16 protein-coding genes are annotated in these 18,570 nt (G+C 62.2%); 15 read left to right on the forward strand and 1 reads right to left on the reverse strand.

Annotated elements, in window-relative coordinates; genetic code table 11:
- The first annotated feature begins 16 nt into the window (after positions 1-16).
- The 14 genes from ACVIW0_RS23160 to ACVIW0_RS23225 all read left to right on the forward strand — a co-directional run bounded on the left by ACVIW0_RS23160 (position 17) and on the right by ACVIW0_RS23225 (position 16,542).
- On the forward strand, positions 17-1,717 hold the full coding sequence (locus ACVIW0_RS23160; protein ID WP_461354438.1) for a right-handed parallel beta-helix repeat-containing protein: 1,701 nt from the start codon (positions 17-19) through the stop codon (positions 1,715-1,717).
- A gap of 181 nt (positions 1,718-1,898) precedes the next feature.
- On the forward strand, positions 1,899-2,891 hold the full coding sequence (locus ACVIW0_RS23165; protein ID WP_461354439.1) for an NAD-dependent epimerase/dehydratase family protein: 993 nt from the start codon (positions 1,899-1,901) through the stop codon (positions 2,889-2,891).
- A 66-nt stretch (positions 2,892-2,957) separates the two neighbouring features.
- Positions 2,958-4,115, forward strand: a complete 1,158-nt coding sequence (locus ACVIW0_RS23170) for a sugar transferase (RefSeq protein ID WP_461354440.1) — start codon at positions 2,958-2,960, stop codon at positions 4,113-4,115.
- A gap of 162 nt (positions 4,116-4,277) precedes the next feature.
- A complete protein-coding gene (locus ACVIW0_RS23175) occupies positions 4,278-4,682 on the forward strand; it encodes a recombinase family protein (protein WP_461354441.1) in 405 nt (134 codons plus the stop codon).
- Positions 4,683-5,184: 502 nt separating this feature from the next.
- Entirely contained in the window at positions 5,185-5,925 is a 741-nt protein-coding gene (locus tag ACVIW0_RS23180; protein WP_461354442.1) for a class I SAM-dependent methyltransferase, read from the forward strand.
- A 26-nt stretch (positions 5,926-5,951) separates the two neighbouring features.
- On the forward strand, positions 5,952-7,343 hold the full coding sequence (locus ACVIW0_RS23185; RefSeq protein ID WP_461354443.1) for an O-antigen ligase family protein: 1,392 nt from the start codon (positions 5,952-5,954) through the stop codon (positions 7,341-7,343).
- Between the two features lie 155 nt (positions 7,344-7,498).
- Positions 7,499-9,163, forward strand: a complete 1,665-nt coding sequence (locus tag ACVIW0_RS23190) for a GMC family oxidoreductase (protein ID WP_461354444.1) — start codon at positions 7,499-7,501, stop codon at positions 9,161-9,163.
- Positions 9,164-9,213: 50 nt separating this feature from the next.
- Positions 9,214-10,380, forward strand: coding sequence for a glycosyltransferase (locus tag ACVIW0_RS23195; protein ID WP_461354445.1), 1,167 nt, complete (start codon positions 9,214-9,216; stop codon positions 10,378-10,380).
- A 186-nt stretch (positions 10,381-10,566) separates the two neighbouring features.
- Positions 10,567-11,202: a D-sedoheptulose-7-phosphate isomerase gene (locus ACVIW0_RS23200; protein ID WP_461354446.1), complete on the forward strand. Its 636-nt coding sequence runs from the start codon at positions 10,567-10,569 to the stop codon at positions 11,200-11,202.
- Entirely contained in the window at positions 11,202-12,455 is a 1,254-nt protein-coding gene (locus ACVIW0_RS23205) for an HAD-IIIA family hydrolase (protein ID WP_461354447.1), read from the forward strand. The genes ACVIW0_RS23200 and ACVIW0_RS23205 overlap by 1 nt, the downstream gene beginning before the upstream one ends.
- On the forward strand, positions 12,448-13,515 hold the full coding sequence (locus ACVIW0_RS23210; RefSeq protein WP_461354448.1) for an NAD-dependent epimerase/dehydratase family protein: 1,068 nt from the start codon (positions 12,448-12,450) through the stop codon (positions 13,513-13,515). The genes ACVIW0_RS23205 and ACVIW0_RS23210 overlap by 8 nt, the downstream gene beginning before the upstream one ends.
- A gap of 250 nt (positions 13,516-13,765) precedes the next feature.
- Positions 13,766-14,626: a GHMP family kinase ATP-binding protein gene (locus tag ACVIW0_RS23215; RefSeq protein ID WP_461354449.1), complete on the forward strand. Its 861-nt coding sequence runs from the start codon at positions 13,766-13,768 to the stop codon at positions 14,624-14,626.
- A gap of 21 nt (positions 14,627-14,647) precedes the next feature.
- A complete protein-coding gene (gene rfbC / locus ACVIW0_RS23220; RefSeq protein ID WP_461354450.1) occupies positions 14,648-15,211 on the forward strand; it encodes a dTDP-4-dehydrorhamnose 3,5-epimerase in 564 nt (187 codons plus the stop codon).
- Positions 15,212-15,216: 5 nt separating this feature from the next.
- Positions 15,217-16,542, forward strand: a complete 1,326-nt coding sequence (locus tag ACVIW0_RS23225) for an NAD(P)H-dependent oxidoreductase (RefSeq protein ID WP_461354451.1) — start codon at positions 15,217-15,219, stop codon at positions 16,540-16,542.
- A gap of 76 nt (positions 16,543-16,618) precedes the next feature.
- Here ACVIW0_RS23225 and dinB read toward each other — a convergent pair whose 3' ends face one another.
- On the reverse strand, positions 16,619-17,866 hold the full coding sequence (dinB, locus tag ACVIW0_RS23230; protein ID WP_461354452.1) for a DNA polymerase IV: 1,248 nt from the start codon (positions 17,864-17,866) through the stop codon (positions 16,619-16,621).
- A gap of 331 nt (positions 17,867-18,197) precedes the next feature.
- On the opposite strand from dinB, the gene ACVIW0_RS23235 reads away from it, so the two are divergent.
- A complete protein-coding gene (locus ACVIW0_RS23235) occupies positions 18,198-18,464 on the forward strand; it encodes a hypothetical protein (protein ID WP_461354453.1) in 267 nt (88 codons plus the stop codon).
- Positions 18,465-18,570: the final 106 nt, after the last annotated feature.

Below are 18,570 nucleotides of genomic sequence, written 5' to 3' on the forward strand. Positions count from 1 at the left end.
GGGCCCTTCAGGAGCCATGACAACACCCGCCTCGACCGCGCGCTCCGTATCTCCGGACTGCTACGTCCTCCTGCCAGGTTGCGTTCTCGTAGGTTATGCGCTGCTCGGAACAGGCTTGGCGTATTTTTCTTACCGACCGGTCCTCGTCGGCGAATTCACCCTGATCGCGGGGTTACTTGCCCTGCTTCGGTCCGGCTGCCTGATCGTCCCGCCCGCGCCAGCTCCGAGCGTCCTACGCACCCACCTATCGCGAGCTCTCGCAAGCCGGCGCACGCTGAGGCACGCAGCCTGGCTCGCGGCGCTGATCTGGGTTGTCTCGGCCCAGCCGGCGCTGTGTGGCCCGGTCGAGCAGCCCTGCCCCGCCGATGCCATTCCGATTCAGCCGGACGAGCCGATCCAGGCCGCCGTCGATCGTGCCCAGGTGGGCGCGGCCTTCTGTCTGAAGAGCGGCATTCATCGCAGCCAGGCTGTCCGGCCACGCAAAGACCAGCGCTTTTATGGAGAGGGCCGGACAATCCTGAACGGCAGCCGCGTGCTCACCGACTTCAGCCGGGAAGGCACTTACTGGGTTGCCGGTGGCCAGAACCAGCAGGGACGCCGGGTTGGATCATGTATCAAGTCGGCGCCGGCCTGCAATTTGCCGGAGGCCGTCTTCGTCGACGACGTTCCGCTCACTCAGGTGTTGACGAAGAACGACGTGACTTCCGGCCGCTTTTACTTCGATCATTCAACTGGAAGGATATTCCTCGCCAACGATCCTTCGGGCCATAAGGTCGAGGTCACCGTTGCGGCGTTCGCGTTCGACAGCACCGCACCCGGCGTCTTGATCAAGAATCTCATCATCGAGAAATATGCCAGTGTCGGCCAGAAGGGGGCCGTCCAGGCCCAGGATGCCAACGGCTGGGTGGTCGAGAATTGCGAACTTCGGCTGAACAGCGCGGGAGGGATCGCGGTGGGCTCCGGCACCCGGATCCGCGACTGTGACGTCCACCACAACGGCCAGATCGGGATCACGGGAGTCGGCCACGACGTCGTGATCGAACGCAATCGCGTATTCGAGAATAACACCCGCGAGTTCAATCCCAACTGGGAAGCCGGGGGCGTCAAGCTTGCGGTCAGCTCGAACGTCGTCATGCGCGACAATGTCGTCTACAACAATCGCGGCCCAGGCCTGTGGTGCGACATCGAATGCCGCGACGTTCTCTACGAAGGCAATATCGCCGAAGGAAACAGCGAAGCCGGCATATTTCACGAGATCTCGTTCGCTGCGGTGATCCGCAACAACAAGCTTCGGCACAACGGCCTCGGCAAGGGCGGGTTCTGGGGCAACAACCTCCTGATTGCCGCATCGCAGAACGTCGACGTGTATGGCAACGAGCTGATCGTAAGCGCAGGAAAGTGCGGCATCATCCTTGTCGACCAGGGCCGCCGCACCAAATCGGGTGAGCTCTACAAGACCCGCGACAATCACATCCACGACAACGACATGACGTTCGAGGGTGCAGTTTGTGCCGGCGCCGCCTCCGACGTCGGAGCTGACAGCGCAAACGCCGACGTCATCGAGACCGGCAACAACCAGTTCGATCACAACGTCTATCGCATCTCCCGTGGAGGCGCGCCGGTCAGATTCGCGTGGGGGGCGTGCCGTCCTCGATTGGGACCGACTGCAACACGCCGGGCTCGAACAGCACGGCAGTCTCCTCGTCCATTGACATGACCAGGTCACGATGCTCGCAAGCCGCGCACATCGACAGTCCATGGTTACTGCGATTTCGGACTACCACCTCGTTTCAATCGGGACTTTGAAACGCTCCGGTTAAGCTTGCGTTCGACGTTGCTCAGTCCTTCCGCGATTGGTGCAGTTCAGACAGCTACCGAGACAACATGGAGGCGCGAAAATGCGAGGCAGGAAAACGGCGCTCGTCACGGGTGCCGGTGGGTTCATCGGCCACCATTTGGTCAAGTACCTTGTCGGGCACGGATACTTCGTCCGCGGCGCCGACATCAAGTCTCCAGAATACGAAGAGACCGCCGCCGACGAGTTCATGATTGCCGACTTGCGTGAGCGTGCGGAGTGCCTGCGCGTCACCGAGAATATCGACGAGGTCTATCATCTTGCCGCCGACATGGGCGGCATCGGCTATATCAGCACGCAACACGCCGAGATCACGCTCAACAACACCCTGATCGATGCGCACATGCTGCAGGCTGCACAGCGCAACAAGGTCAAGCGCTTCCTGTTTTCCTCGTCGGCCTGCGTCTACCCGCAACATCTGCAGCGCAATCCCGACGTCGTCCCGCTGCGCGAGGACGATGCGTTTCCCGCCGATCCGGAAGAAGGATACGGGCTCGAAAAGCTCTATACCGAAAAGCTCTGCCAGTACTTCACCGAGGACTGGCACCTGCCCACGCGCGTCGTCCGCTTCCACAACGTCTACGGCCCGCTCGGCACCTATGACGGCGGCCGCGAAAAGGCGCCCGCAGCTCTTTCGCGCAAGATCGCTGGTCTCCGCAGCGGAGACGAAATGCCGATCTGGGGCGACGGCAAGCAGACACGCTCGTTCATGTACATCGACGATTGCGTCGAAGGCATTTATCGCATCATGCAGTCGGACTATTCCCTGCCGCTGAACCTCGGCACGGACGAATTGGTGACGGTCGACGAACTGGTCGACATCATTGCCGCCATCGCCGGCAAGTCCGTGATCAAGCGTCACGACATATCGAAGCCGCAGGGCGTGCGCGGCCGCAACAGCGACAACTCGCGGTTAAGGACGGTCCTCGGCTGGGAACCCGGAACGACGTTGCGGCAGGGTCTCGTTCCCACCTACCGCTGGATCGAAGGGCGAGTTCTTGGCAAACCCGATCTCTCCAACATCGCAGCCGCATAGCAGTAGACGTCCTCCGACTTCGCCGCCGGACGACATCTTCCATTGGATCGAACGGAAGCCAGTACCATGACCGACCAGGGGCTGAACCTGCGCCAGGCGAGCCACGCGAACCTGCCCTCTGGCCGCCAACCTGGCTTTGGATTGGTCCGTCGGCATTGCAAGTCGATCGTGGCGCCCCTGCTGTTCAGTGGCGATCTCGCCGCTGCATTGTACGCCGGCTGCTGTACCAGCTTGCTGGCCCAAGCGGTCGGATTGCCGGCACCGGAGCATCTTGGGGTCGCGGTGCTCCTTGCCGTTTTCGCGTTCTTCGCAGCCGGACTCTACAGCAGTCCAGGTCCGGAGCCCTATCAGCGTTTCCGGCAACGCACCCGAGGCGTTGGCATTGTCGTGGCGACGTGGACCATCGTCACGATGGCGCAGGGCGACGGCGGAAACATCGTCCATGTGATCTTCGTCGAGATCGCCTATGCGGCTTGTCTCCTCTTGATCGGCCATTATGTAGAGGCCGCGCTGCGAACTCTGCTGATTAATTTCGACTTGTGGGATGGCTCAACCGCCCTGATCGCTCCGGTCAATCAATACCGCGACCTCGCACGATACTCCCGGCAGAACCGGCTCCTCAAACGAATGCTGGATCTCGTACTCGCTGTTCCGCTGGCGCTGCTGGCGCTGCCCGTCGTGGCGCTGGCCGCGATATTGATCAAGCTAATCGATCCGGGTTCGGCTTTCTTTGCCCAGCAGCGCGTTGGATTCCGCGGAAAGCTGGTGAAGATGTACAAGTTGCGGACCATGTATGCCGATAGCGGCCGTCTGCTGGAGGAGCATCTCAATCGTAACCCGCATGCGCGCGCCGAGTGGCAACAATTCTTCAAACTGCGGAACGACCCACGCATTCTGCCTGTTATCGGCAATTTCCTGCGCCGTTCCAGCATCGATGAACTGCCGCAGCTCTGGAATGTCATCCGTGGCGACATGAGTCTGGTCGGCCCGCGCCCCCTCCCCGCTTACCATATCGAACAGCTCGATGAGGAATTCCAGTCACTGCGCACCAGCGTTCTGCCGGGCCTCACCGGACTGTGGCAGGTCTCGTCCCGGAGCGACGGCGATCTGCAGGTTCTGAGAGAACAGGATCTTTCCTACATCAGCAATTCGTCATTCTGGCTGGACGTGTACATCATGCTGCAAACGCTGCCCGCCGTGCTGGGTGCAAAGGGAGCCCGTTAGTCGTCCAGCCTGCGCACTTGAACCGGCTTTGGAGCCGAGGCGGCGTTCAGCGCGGTGGACGGAAGACCCGCTCACGATGGTTGCCGCGAGACCGCCATGGACCACCGTCCAAAGCGGCGCGTTTCAACCTGCTTGAGCCAGGTGAAAGCTAGGAGGAAGGCCGTGATCGTGAGCTATTGTCGCGTTGGTCCACTCGAGCCCATCGCGCGACTTGATGCCCAGAAGCGCGACCTGGCCGCGCTCGGGGCGCAAGAGCACTTTTGCGAGAAGGCCAGCGTCTTCGGAAAGATGCCGGAGCTGGAGCGCGCGATCGAGGTCACCCGGAAAGGGGACGTGATAGCGATCACGAAGCCCTATCGCGTGGCGCACTCGACCCGCGGAGTGCTGGCGCTCATCGAGCGGCTGGGCCGCAAGGGCGTCGGCCTTCGCATCCTCGGCACGCCGATCGACACGAGTACCACGACCGGACGAATGATCCTCGGATCGGCGCCCCTTTGGTCGCTTGGCGCTTCTCCGCTGCGGTCTGTGCTGTGGGATCTGAGCATCGGCTGGTGGCGCGGACGATGACGGCCGCTTCCGGCGCGCGGCGGGACGCCGACGTCTTCTATTCTGGCGGGTGTTCGGCGAATCGGGTTCCGGGCACTAAGCGTGGCCCGACGAAGCTGGTACCCCCAGCGAAGTACTTCCGAAAGGAATTCCGATAGCCCGTGTTTCTCGGCAACAGGGGCGTACGCAACCACTAGTCTCGGGCTGTCGGGCCGACAACAAGACCACGCGAGCACCAACGCGAGCCTGTGCGACGATGTATCGAACCTTCACCAGCCACGGTCGGATATCGACAATTTCCGCAAACCGATACCGCTCCGCCGGGTTTGCGCGGGCGATCTGCAAGGCATGCGAGAACCAGTTCTGGCTGGAACAAAGTCCAATTTCCTGCTGATCCCGGCTGACGCCATCAGCGGCGGTTGTTGCGTAGGAGAGAGCGGCGGCGCGACGGGCATATGAAGGGTAAACCATCAAGATGAATATTCCGATCTGTCCTCAATGCAGGCACCAGGGAGACGCTTGCGTGCACTGGCAGGCGCCCCGCTTCCTGCGCTGCCGTGAATGCGGCACGATCTTCCGTGATCCTTATCCGGACGAGTCGGAGCTCGCGGACTATTACCGCGAAGGATGGAAGGAACCTGAGCAGAACACCGTCGAAACCGGCGCTACGGATGAAGCTGTCGCCCGATGTCTTGTGGATTCACTGACAGATACGCTGGGCGTACGTGGCCTTTCCGGCATGCGCATCCTGGATTTCGGTGCTGGCCGCGGCGCAATGACTTTCGAATTGATGAAGCGCGGCGCCAAGCTCACCGCTATCGAACCGTTCGGGTATCAGTTCCTTGCCGAACGTGGCATTGCAGTCTACCGGGATCTTGCGGACCTCCCGGAAGGATCGAGCTTCGACGGGATCGTGTCCCTCGAGGTCATTGAGCACCTTCGTGACCCCGGCCGCGTGCTGGCGGGCTTGCACGAGCGCCTGTCGCCGGGCGGCTGGCTCCTGATCACCACTCCCAATGCAGCCGGCTTCCCAGCACGGCTGATGGGTCAGCGTTGGCGCGAAGCAGCAAGGCCGGGCCACATCGTTTTCTTCACTCCCGCGGCGCTCGCCAGGCTCCTGAAGAAGAATGGATTCGACCGCGTCCAGCGCCAGCGCTGGCATGTCCGGTATCCCGAGGCGTCCCCGTTGCGTGCGCTTCTGCACGTCGGCATGCAAAAGCTGGCGATCGACGGAGGTCTGCGTATGGTCGCCTACAGGCCGTAAGCAAGGGGATGAATGCCTGACTGATCATGACCACCTCGCTCCCACTTTCACGTTCTGCCAGCCTGGGCGACCGCTACACCCTCGCGCTCTGCTGCGCCCTGGCAGGATATGCGCTGATGGGAAAGGGTTTTGCCTATTGGGGCTATCGGCCGTTTTTCGTCGGCGAGATCGCCTTCGTCGTTGGGCTGTTGGTGCTGTTGCGGTCGGGTTGCCTGGTGGCCGTATTCGCATCCGGACCGAGCCTCCCTCTCGCGGTGGCCATGGGCTGGGTCCTGTTGCGCACCTTTCCTTATCTTGACACCTACGGTTTCGACGCATTGCGCGACAGCGTGATCCTCGTGTATGGGGGCTTCGCCTTCGTCGTTGCCGCCCTTCTGATCGAAGACTATCGGCGGATCGATAGGATCATTGGTTACTATCAGAAATTCCTGGATATCTACGTTCCCCTCGTCCCCATCCTGTTTCCACTCAGCTTCTATTTTGCAGACGATATACCGACGATACCCGGCACCAGCGTCGGCCTAATCTGGCTCGGCGCCGGTGAGGTCGCGACACACCTTGCAGGCGCCACCGTGTTCGTCCTCGCAGGCTTGCGCAAGCCAACTCCGATCTGGACGGCCTGTCTCATCATGGCCGTGGTTATGGTCAGCGCCGTTAGCCGTGCTGCCGTTCTTGCATTTGCCGTGCCTGTCGTTCTGGCGGCGCTGGCGCTCGGCAAACTGCGTTCAGTGCTCATCATCGCCGCGGCCGGCGCTATGCTGCTTGCCACTTCCTACGCGATCGAGATCAGTGTCTCCGGCTACCAGGAAGCCCGCGTCTCGACCGAACGGCGGGTCAGCGTTGCGCAGATCGTCGAGAATATGGCCAGCATCGTCGGCCAGGGAGGCGCCCAGACCGAGGACACCACGCAGTGGCGCGCGAATTGGTGGCGGACCATCGTCGAGAAGACGGTGCATGGACCGTATTTCTGGACCGGCCGCGGATTTGGGGTCAACCTGGCTGTCGAGGACGGGCTCGCGAGGGCTAACAGCGAGCGCCCCCTGCGTAGCCCGCACAGCGCCCATATGACGATCCTGGCGCGCGCGGGGGTGCCGGGGCTTGTGCTGTGGGTAGCTTTTCTCGCCGTTTGGTATGGCACGCTGCTTCGCGCCATGGTGCTGGCCTACAGCCGCGGGCACACCGAATGGGCCACGCTGATGCTGTTCATCGCCTGTTACGCCTCGTCCTGCATCATCAACGCGTCGTTCGACGTCGCACTCGAGGCGCCGATGCAGGGAATCTGGTTCTGGTGCCTGATCGGCTTCGGCATCGGCACGACGATGATCTACCGCTACCTGCTGGGTTCGGATGAACGCGAGGCACCGGGAACCGGCTCGCCCCTGCCGGCCAGTGCACGCGAAGCGTCGCCGCCTGCCTGACCCCCCCCTGTCATGGTGAGCCGCGCCTGCTCCGAAGCAGGCCTGCGAATGACGATCTCAAAAAGCTCCCCGAAGGGGTAACACCGATGAACCAAGTGGCGCAAAGACCTGTCCGCTAACATCCACCATGCAGTGGCACCCGTGGGGTAGAAGCAATGTCGGCGGACGCAGAGGTTTTCGACTATGTCATCGTCGGTGCCGGGGCCGCAGGATGCGTAGTAGCCAATCGGCTCGCGGCTACCGAAGCCTGCACTGTGTGCCTGCTCGAGGCGGGCCCGCCGGACTACAGCGTGTTCCTGCGTGTCCCCGCCGGGGTCTATAAGGCCGCATCCATCCCGAAATACGCATGGCAGTACGAAACGGAGCCGAACCCGGCAACGGCAAACCGCGCCATACCGATCCCGCAAGGCAAAACGCTCGGTGGCTCGACCGCCATCAACGGAATGAACTACAACCGGGGCCATTCCGACGATTTCGATGGTTGGGCCCGACGCGGCAACCGCGGCTGGGGCTACGCCGACGTGCTGCCCTACTTCAAGAAAACTGAACGAAGAATCGGGACATGCGACACCACGTACCGAGGTATCGACGGAGCGCTGCCCATCACCGACTGCGACTGGAAACACCCGCTTTGCGATTCATTCATTGAGGCTGCGCACAACCTCGGACTCCCGCACAATTCCGACTACAACGGCGCACGGCAGGCGGGTTTCGGATATTATCAGCGCTACATCGAGAATGGCTGGCGCGTCAGCGCAGCGCGGGCGTTTCTGCGACCCGTCGCCGGGAAGAAGAACCTGGAGATCCGGACCAGAGCCCAGGCCACCGCGGTGCTGTTCGAGGGAAAACGAGCGGTTGGCGTTCGGTACGCGCAAGGACCTGGCCGTCCCGCCCGCGAAGTGAAAGCACGTCGCGAAGTGATCCTCACCGCGGGAGCTGCGAACACCCCGAAGCTGCTGCAGGTTTCAGGCGTCGGTTCACCGGCATTGCTCGCCGATCTGGGGGTTCCGCTCCTGCATGAGCTGCCTGGCGTCGGCCAGAACCTGCAAGACCACTACATGATCCATTTCATCGTTCGGGTGAAGGGCAAGACAGTTAGCGGGCACGGCTTGAGCCTACTTCGGGAAGGCACCAAATGGGTCCTCGGCCGTCCGAGCATTCTCGCCCTCAGCCCGTCCCTCGTGTACGGCTTCGCCAATTCGCGGGATCTCTGCTCCACTCCGGACGTTCAAATAGACGTTGCCATCGGGAATTATTCCAATCTCCGGGAGCGCTTTCCCGTCCTCAAGCCCGGGTTCTATCAGCTGCGGCCGTACAGCACCGGGTTCGTCCGCGCGAGCTCGCCAGATCCATTCCGTGCCCCGATCATTCAACCCAACTTTCTCGTGGACGAAAGGGACCAGCGCGTTGCCGTTGACGGCATCAGGATGATGCGGCGGCTGCTCGCCGCCCCCGAGCTTCAGCCTTACTACTCCGGAGAGGAATTGCCCGGCCCTTCGGTCTCGAGCGACTCCGAGTGCCTGGAGTTTGCGCGGGAGGCCGGACTGACGTCATATCATCCGTGCGGGACGTGCCAAATGGGCCCACAGGACAACCCGGCGTCGGTCGTTGATGATCAATTGCGTGTCCGCGGTTTGGAGAACCTGCGGATAGCCGATGCTTCGATCATGCCTACCGTTCCCTCCGCCAACACGTCCGCGGCCGTCTTCATGATCGCAGAGAAAGCCGCAGACATGATACTGGGACGGCATCCCTTGCCCGCAATGCATTCTGATCCCTCCGACCGAGTCCAGCGTCCTCAGCGCGCCTTGACGGCGTAGATCCGAATCCAGAGGCCAGGCTGGTTAAAAGGTAAATGGAGGACCGGTCCTTGAAGAGACGAATCCTCGTTGCTTCCGACTTCAACGCGAAAGATCGAGCCCATTTCGCATCATCCTACGAGTTCTGCCGTATCGTAACCGAGTGCGATCATGCAGACCTCGTCGCGCCTGGCATCGACAACTACCTGACGAAAACTCTCGGTGGCATTCTGCCGCCTCATGACAGCCAGAGCGTCCAGAGCGACTTCAACAGGCTGGTCAACGGTGTTCGCAAGGGGCTCGGACTGAAGAACGCGCCAACGATCGAGCGGGTCGAGCTCGAGCAGAACTACGACGTCTTCTTCTTCGTGGCCTGGAGCCCGCAAAGTTTCGTTGAGCTCTCGCGCATCCGAAATTGGCGCGGTCGCTGCAAGATCGCCGTGGCATATCTGATCGAGCTCTGGTCCAGCACGCTCGAAGAGGACCGCCATTACCTGAGATTACTCGACCAATTCGACCACGTGTTTCTGCTTCACAGCGCAAGCATACCGCGCCTTTCCGCGTACACGGACGCGCCCTGTTCCTTCCTGGCGCCCGCCGTCGATTGCCTGATTGCCACACCGTATCCATCGCCCCCCGAGCGGGTCATCGATGTATATTCGATGGGCAATCGCGCGGCGGGGCCGCATCAGCAATTGGTGGCGCTAGCAGAACGCCGCAACTTCTTCTACCTTTATGACTCGCTCTCGAGCGGCAATTCGCAGGTCAAGGATTGGCGGGAGCACCGACTGCTTCTTGCCAACACCATCAAGCGCACCCGCTACTTCATGGGCTTCAATCCCGCGGCAGTCGCGGGTGCAAACTCGCGCAAGGTCGCAGGCGAACAGGTCCTGCCGTCACGCCTGTTCGAGGGCGCCGCCGGGGGCGCCGTCATCCTTGGAAACGCGCCGCAATGCGCCGAGTTCAAGGAGTATTTCGATTGGCCAGATGCGGTGATTGAGGTTTCTCCGCAGACAAGCGACATCGCGGCCGTGATCGAGGAGCTGGATGCGCAGCCGGAGCGGATAGCCCGCGTGCGCCGAACGAACGCCGTACGCAGCCTGCAGCGGCATGATTGGGTCTACCGCTGGGAGCATATCCTGTCTGCAATCGGAATTGAGCCGCTTCCGCAGCTCCACGATCGCAAGTCCCGGCTCAGCGAAGTCGCAGCCGCCGCCATGTCGCCATTGCCGGCATGACGCAGAGCAGAGCCTGAAATGTGCGCTCTGCCGGTCGTCATGAAGCGCGGAAATATCTTGCCCGCGACCAGTGATGTTTGCGGTCGCCATCCGGCCTACCCCCAAAGAGTGAATGTCGCGCGGCACGAACTGGCGTCTAATACACTCAGAGGTTTGAGCCATTGTTCACCTTGGAGAACCCGGCGTATGCGCACAATTCGGTCTGAATCACCACTTGTGCCGCCGGTGATCTCGACACCACCGGAGACATCAGACGTCATCTCGACGCATTTCGAGAATGTGCGGCGTGTTCTGGCGGAAGTTCAGGTGCACGCGGTCCAGAGACTGGTCGATATTTTCCGTGAGGCTCGCGACCGGGGAGCGTTCATTTACATCGCCGGAAATGGCGGCAGCTCTTCAACCGCCTCTCACTGGGTCAATGACCTTGGCAAGGCCACCAAACGCTCGGGCTGCCGACCGTTAAAAGTCATGTGCCTGTCCGACAACATGTCGTGGTTCTCGGCTCTGTCGAACGATGAAGGTTACGAGCGGGCCTTCTCGGGCCAGCTCGAGAATTTCGCGACCCCGGGCGATGTGTTGACCTGCATTTCTGCGAGCGGCAACTCCCCGAACTTGGTTCGCGCGGTCGAACTGGCGCAAAGGCAGAAGCTCACCACCGTGGCACTGCTCGGATTTGACGGCGGCGTGCTGCGGGGTCTGGTGGATGAGCCGGTGTGCGTCGAGACCGAGAAAGGCAAATACGAGCTCGTCGAGGACGTCCATTCGGCGATCTGTCATGCGGTCACAAGGTGTCTCGTTGCCGACAGACCAGGTTTGAACTAATGGCCGCCCTCGACGGCACGTCTCGCCAGGCTCGCATCGAAGGCCGGATCTATGACCGGCCGACGCAGGCGGTCATCCTGGCCGGTGGCCGCGGCACTCGAATGCAGCCGATCACGAACGATCGGCCCAAGCCGATGGTGCCGGTTCTCGGGCGTCCCTTCCTCGAGTACCAGATCGAGCAATTGCGCGACCAGGGTTTTGAACGCGTCCTGATCCTTCTCGGATATTTGCCCGAGGTCGTACAGAACCATTTCGGCGATGGTCGTGACTGGGGTGTGCACATCGAGTACTCGGTCACGGAGCCCGACCAGCTGACCAGCAGCCGAGTGGCGACCGCTCGGCACATGATCGATCCCTGCTTCCTGCTGCTGTACTGCGACAACTACTGGCCGATGCAGATGGACCGGCTGTGGGCCAGATTCCGCGAGGCCGGGAAGCCCGCTTTGATCACCGTCTATAACAACAAGGATCGTTACTCCCGGGGCAGCGCCCTGCTCGACCGCGACGGTCATGTCAGCGTGTTCGATCGTTTGCGCACGACCCCCGGGCTTCAGCAGGTCGAAATCAGTTACGCGATCCTGACCGACCTCGCCCTCGCGCTGCTGCCTGAGCGCGACACGCTGCTCGAGGAGGCGATCTATACACCACTCGCTCGACAAGGGCGGCTCACGGCCTATGCGAGCGATCACCGCTACTACAGCGTCGGCTCGCTGGACCGGCTACCCGCGACAGAAGCCTTCATGCGGCGCAAGCCGACCGTGATCCTCGATCGCGACGGCGTGCTCAACCGCAAGCCGCCGCAGGCGCAATACGTACGGAACTGGAATGAGTGGACCTGGTGCCCGGGCTCTCTCGAAGCACTCCGGCTCCTGCACGACCGCGGCTACCGCACGATCATCGCCTCGAACCAACCCGGCATTGGTCGCGGCGTCATGAGTGAGGCCGACCTCGAAGCCGTACATGACCGCATGAAGCGAGACGTTGCGCAGGCGGGAGGCAGGATCGACGCGATATACTATTGTCCGCACGGTTGGGAAGACGGCTGCGACTGTCGCAAGCCGAAGCCCGGTCTGCTTTACCAGGCGCAACGTGACTTCCACCTCGATCTCACGCGCACGCTGTTCGTCGGTGACGACGAACGCGACGCTGCCGCAGCGGCGGCGGCCGACTGCCCCTTCCAGCGCGTGACCGATGCCTGCTCGCTCCTCGACCTCACCCGGCAAATGCTGAATGGAACCCCGGAATATGCCTGACAACAAGCGCATCCTGATCACGGGCAACAATGGTTATATCGGATCGGTCATAGCGCCCTGGCTCCAGCGTCAGGGCTTCGATGTGGTCGGTCTCGACACCGGATATTTCTCCGCCTGCACACTCGTCCCCGACCTCGGCGAGGTCCCGACGATCCGTCAGGACCTGCGCGAGGTTACGGCCAAGGAACTCGCCGGTTTCGACGCGGTGATTCATCTGGCGGCACTCAGCAACGATCCGATCGGCAATTTGAACGAAGCCTGGACGCGGGAGATCAACTCGCAGGGAACGATCCGGCTCGCGAAGCTGGCGAAGCAGGCGGGCGTCCGGCGCTTCATTTTTTCATCCTCCTGCATCATGTACGGGACTTCCGAAGCGGCAGTCGTCGACGAAACTGCGCCGCTCGCGCCGCGCACCGAATACGCCCGCTCCAAGGTCGAAGCGGAGATCGCGCTGCGCGCCCTCGCCGACGATCGCTTCTCTCCGACATATTGCCGCAACGGGACCGTCTACGGCCTGTCACCGCGGATGCGGTTCGACACCGTCCTCAACGATTTCATGGGCAATGCCTTCACGACAGGGCGCATTGTGATTCAGAGCGACGGTACGCCCTGGCGGCCGGTCGTCCACGTCCAGGACGTTGCGCGCGCGTTCCAGGCCGTGCTCGAGGCGCCGTTGGAGAGCGTGCATAACCAGGCGTTCAATGTCGGTGCTGACCAACTCAACCACCAGATTCGCGACCTCGGGCAGATTGCGGCGCAAAGCGTTCCCGGTTGCGAGCTCGCGAGCGTGCCGCAGCCCGGAGCTGATCAGCGCACCTACAAGGCGGATTTTGCCAAGTTCAAGCGAACCTTTCCGGAATTCAGCTTCCGATGGACGGCGACGGACGGAGCGAGGGAGCTCTATACCGCATTCCAGAGCATCGGCCTGAAGCATGGTGCATTCAAGGACAAGCGTTTTACGCGTCTGAGCTGGTTGCGGCATCTGCTTGACAGCGGAACGATTGACGAGTCGCTCAGGTGGACGGAGATCCGTGCCAACGTGAGCCGAATTCGAGCCTAAGTGTCGACAGGTCAGGAGGCCGAGCGCAGTGGAAACTTTATCGACGCGGGAACTCGAGCATACATCCGTTGTCCCGAACACGGAGTGGCTCAAACCTGCTTACGCCAGTTGGCGTCCGACCGATATCGTCATGACACGGACCCCGCTGCGGATCAGCTTCGCAGGCGGCGGCACGGATTTACCGGAATTCTACGAGGTTGAGGAAGGCGCCGTCCTGAGCGCGGCCGTCGACAAATACGTCTACGTCACCGTGAAGCGCCACAGCGACCTCTTCAACGAGCCGATCCGGCTCAACTACTCGCGCACCGAGCAGGTCAATACGATCGAGGAGATTGACAACAACATTGCGCGTGAGTGCCTCAAGTTTCTCAACATCGAACCTCCGATCTTCATCAGCACCGTCGCCGACATGCCCGCCTCCACGGGCATGGGCGGATCGAGCGCCTTCGCAGTTGGATTGCTCCACGCGCTCCATGCCTTCCGCGGCGAGCGCGTCACCGCCGGCCAGCTGGCCGAGGAGGCCTGCCATATCGAGATGGAAGTGCTCAAGGAGCCGATCGGCAAGCAGGACCAATACGCCGCCGCGTTCGGCGGCCTGAATCTGCTCCGGTTCGGACGCGGCGGCCGCGTCACGGTCGAGCCGCAGCCGGCCCGAAGCGGTTCTGTCGCCTACCTGTTCAGCAACATCATGATGTTCTGGACCGGCCATCAGCGCCCCGCCGCTTCGGTACTCACCGAGCAGCGAAGCAATACGTCGCGAAATCTGGACGTTCTGCGGCGCATGCGCAACGACGCCTTCGAATTTCGTTCCATCTGCTCGGGTCAACAGATCGCGCTCGAGCAGGTGGGCGAGGCTCTTCACCGCGGCTGGACGCTGAAGCGCGGTCTCGCCTCCAAGATCAGCACCTCCGAGATCGATGGCTATTACACGCGCGCCCTCGAGGCAGGCGCCGAGGGTGGCAAGCTGTGCGGTGCCGGCGGCGGCGGCTTCCTCATGTTCATCGTGAAGCCGGAGAAACGCGAGCCGGTGCGTCAGGCGCTCTCGGACCTCCCCTTGGTGTCGCTTGGGTACGAGGTACACGGCTCGCGCGTGCTTTGCCCGGCCGGATGACCCTAAGTCTCGGAGGATTCGATGATTTTCAAAACCACCGAAATTAAGGGCGCTCGCACGGTAGAGTTGGAAAAGCGAGCCGACAGCCGCGGGTTTTTTGCCCGCGGCTGGTGCAGCCAGGAGTTCGACGAACACGGCCTGCCCAACCGGATCGCCCAGATGAACATCTCCTTCAACCGCCAAAAGCATACGTTGCGCGGCTTCCATTACCAAGTCGCGCCCTATCAGGAAGACAAGCTCCTGCGCTGCGTTCGCGGCGCCGTCCACGACGTTCTGATCGATCTGAGGCCTGACTCGCCGACGTTCATGCATCACATCACGGTCGAGCTCAGTGCCGAAAACTATCGCATGCTCCTCGTCCCGAAGGGATGCGCGAACGCCTTTCTGACGCTCGCGGACGAGACCGAGGTCACGTATCTCGTATCCGAGTTCTACACGCCGACCGCCGAGCGGGGTGTGCGCTGGAATGATCCTGCGTTTCGCATCAAGTGGCCCGCCGAGCCCGCCGTCATCTCGGAAAAGGACTGCAGCTGGCCTGATTTTGTGGACGAGCGCCGGCTCGTCGCGACGGCCGATGAGGGGTAGATAGCATGTTCATCGTCGACCGCGAGCTCGAGCGGCTGCAACGCGCCGGCACCCCGATCAGGGTGGGAATGGTGGGCGCCGGGTTCATGGCCAAAGGCATCGCGCGCCAGATGCTGCAGTACACCAAGGGCATCGAACTCGCTGCGATCTGCAATCGTCACATCGATGAAGCCCGCAAGGCCTACGCTGAATCCGGAGAGAGCAACGTCACGCAAGTGCGCCGCGTGGACGAACTCGACGACTGCATCGCCCGGGGCCGGCGCGCGATCACCGACGACCCAATGCTTCTTTGCAACGCGGACGGGATCGATCTGATTCTAGAGGTCACCGGCACGATCGAATTCGCGGCCGGCGTGGTGATGCAGGCGATCGCCCGGACCAAGCACGTCGTCATGATGAATGCCGAACTGGACGGCACTCTCGGCCCGATCCTGAAGACGTATGCCGACCGCGCCGGGGTCGTCATCACCAACACGGAAGGTGACCAGCCAGGCGTCATCATGAATCTGTACCGGTGGGTCAAGGGACTGGGTATCAGGCCCGTGCTGTGCGGGAACATCAAGGGTCTGCACGATCCCTACCGCAATCCCACGACCCAGGAAGGGTTTGCCAGAAAATGGGGCATGAAGGCCCCGATGGTCACGTCTTTCGCTGACGGCACCAAGATATCCTTCGAGAACGCGATCGTTGCCAATGCGACGGGCATGCGGGTCGCGCGGCGCGGAATGCACGGCCCGGTCGTCGAGGCCGGCACCCCGATCCAGGAAGCGGTCAACTGGTACCCGGTCGATGAGCTTCTCGACGGTCCTGGCATCGTGGACTATTGCGTGGGAGCGATGCCAAACCCAGGCATATTCGTACTTGGGACGACGAACGATACGGTCGAGAAGCACTATTTGTCGCTCTACAAGATGGGAGCAGGCCCCCTCTACTGCTTCTACTGGCCCTATCATCTTTGTCACTTTGAAGTCCCGTTCACGGTTGCACGCGCGGCGATCTTCAAGGACGCAGCCATCGCTCCGCTCGGCTCGCCGTGTGTCGATGTGGTTGCAGCCGCGAAGCGGGATCTCAGGGCTGGCGAAATCCTCGACGGGCTTGGCCACTACATGACCTACGGTTTGTGCGAGAACGCGCAGGTCGCTCACGCCGAGCGCCTTCTTCCGATCGGTCTTGCAGAAGGTTGCCGTCTGCGGCGGAACATTCCGCGAGACCACGTGCTCGGATATGACGACGTCGAGATTCCGGCAGGCCGAATGTGCGACGCGCTGCGCCAGGAGCAAGACACCGTCTTCTTCGGCAGGCCGTCATTCATACGCCCTGCGGCTGCTTAGGGCGGCATTATCGCGCGTTAGCTTATTGTTGAGCGTGATCTATCGCAAAGCCGCTTCGCACTTCCCGGATCACGCTCTATAGCTCCTTCTCGGAAAGCATGCGGAACGCGTCAGGTACCGAGCGAACCGCCTCCAGCGCGGCTGAGCCGTATCCGATCGCCTCCCAGCCGAAGCGATCGCGGATCTTGTCGATCGCACAGTCCGCTGCCCAGCGCGCGATCCCAGCTGGACTCCCGGGACGGAGCGCGTCATCGGCCAATCCGAGCGGAAGCTCCAGCGCAAGGTCCCAGTGCTCTTCGAGGTGCGACACCGAGATCGCCAGCAACGAAATGATCCGCTCGCGCGGATGATCGGCAAGGGTTGCACGCACCAGATCCTCGGCGAGTCGCGCCAGGATCACCGTCGCGCATACCGGCGCATCGAGCGTGATCGCGCGGGTCACCGATTTCATGTCGGCGAAGCGCACCCGCACCGTCACGGTGCGGCCGGGCCGGGATTTCGCCCGCAGCCGCGTCGCGACGCGGTCGGCGAGATGCAACAGCGTCGGCCTGATGACCTGCATGGTCGCGGGCTTGCGGCCGAGCGCCGATTGTGCCCCCGCCGATCGCGCGCGCCGATGCGGCACGAGTTGTCGCGGATCGCGATTGCAGGCCAGCGCGGCGAGCTTCGCGCCTGCCGCCGGACCAAGCAACCGCGTCAGCGAGCGTTCCGACAATGTCGCGAGTTGACCGATCGTCGCAACGCCGATCGCGTCCAGCCGTGTTCTGGTGACGGGCCCAACGCCCCACATCAACTCGACCGGAAGTTCGTGCAGAAAGCTGAGCTCCGCGTCGGGGCCGACGACGACAAGCCCGTCGGGCTTTGCGACCTGGGAGGCGATCTTCGCCAGATGTTTGGTGCGTGCGACGCCCACGGAGATCGGGAGGCCGAGTTCGGCGCGCACGCGCCGCCGGATCGTCGCGGCGATGTCCGCCGGCGTTCCGAACAGATGCGTGCAGCCGGCAACGTCGGCGAAGGCTTCGTCGATCGAGATGCGCTCGACCAGCGGCGTGAAATCGCCGAGCACGTCGATGGCCGCGTCGCCCAGCCGCTGGTAATCCCTGAAATGGCCGTCGACAAAAATCAGCTGCGGGCACAGTTCGCGCGCGTCCCGACCCGACATACCGCCGCGGACGCCGAAGGCCTTGGCCTCATACGACGCGGCAAGCACCACCCCACCCCCGACGGCGATTGGCTTGCCTCGCAGCGACGGATCAAGCAGCTGCTCGACCGACGCGTAAAATGCATCGAGGTCCGCGTGCAGAATGGTGGCTGCGGCTGCCATCTCGCCCCGCTTACGCTTGCCCCGACCGAAAGAACAAAATAGGAACAAATCAGATTCCAGTCAACGTGGAATTTGTCCTCCCTTCTCGTGCGCTCGCCGCGCGAAGCAATCGGCCGGCCTGTTCTTCGGCAGGCCTCTCTCCGTCGACGCCGATCTCGGCTCGCTGGAGATCGAGACCGCTGCCCGCGGCAATCGAAGCAAATCAGAGCGAGCCGCAGCGACGGCCGTTCGACGATTCGCGACGACGCACAATGCGCGCAGATTGCCGCAGCGGTTCGCTCGCTTGCCGGCGTGCGTTGACGGGCAGGCTTTTTCAGGTAGATATCCTGGAATGACCGACCACTCTCATCAGGTGGACTTCCAGGCTGCGGCCACCCTTTACAAATGGCCGTCTCTCAACAACGCCAGGCGAGAGGATCGCGCGCCCTATATGGTCGTCAACGCAACGCTCGATCAATGCATTCGCGATTTCATGGACAAGCCCGAGAAGACGCGGCATCTCTATGAGATCCGGACCAAGGCACAGCCTCCGCTCGTCCCCGAGGTGCTGTCCCCCGAGCACGTGATCGAGCTCTCCAGGCTTCGCGAGTTTCTTTGAACAGCTTGCGCGACCCCGATCGCGACGCGGTCCGTTGGCGGACAGACTTATCCATCGGTCGTGCGCCTGGAGCCGGATTGTTTGCCCCTCGGGGAGCCGTTACAGT

Source organism: Bradyrhizobium sp. USDA 4454, assembly GCF_054822705.1.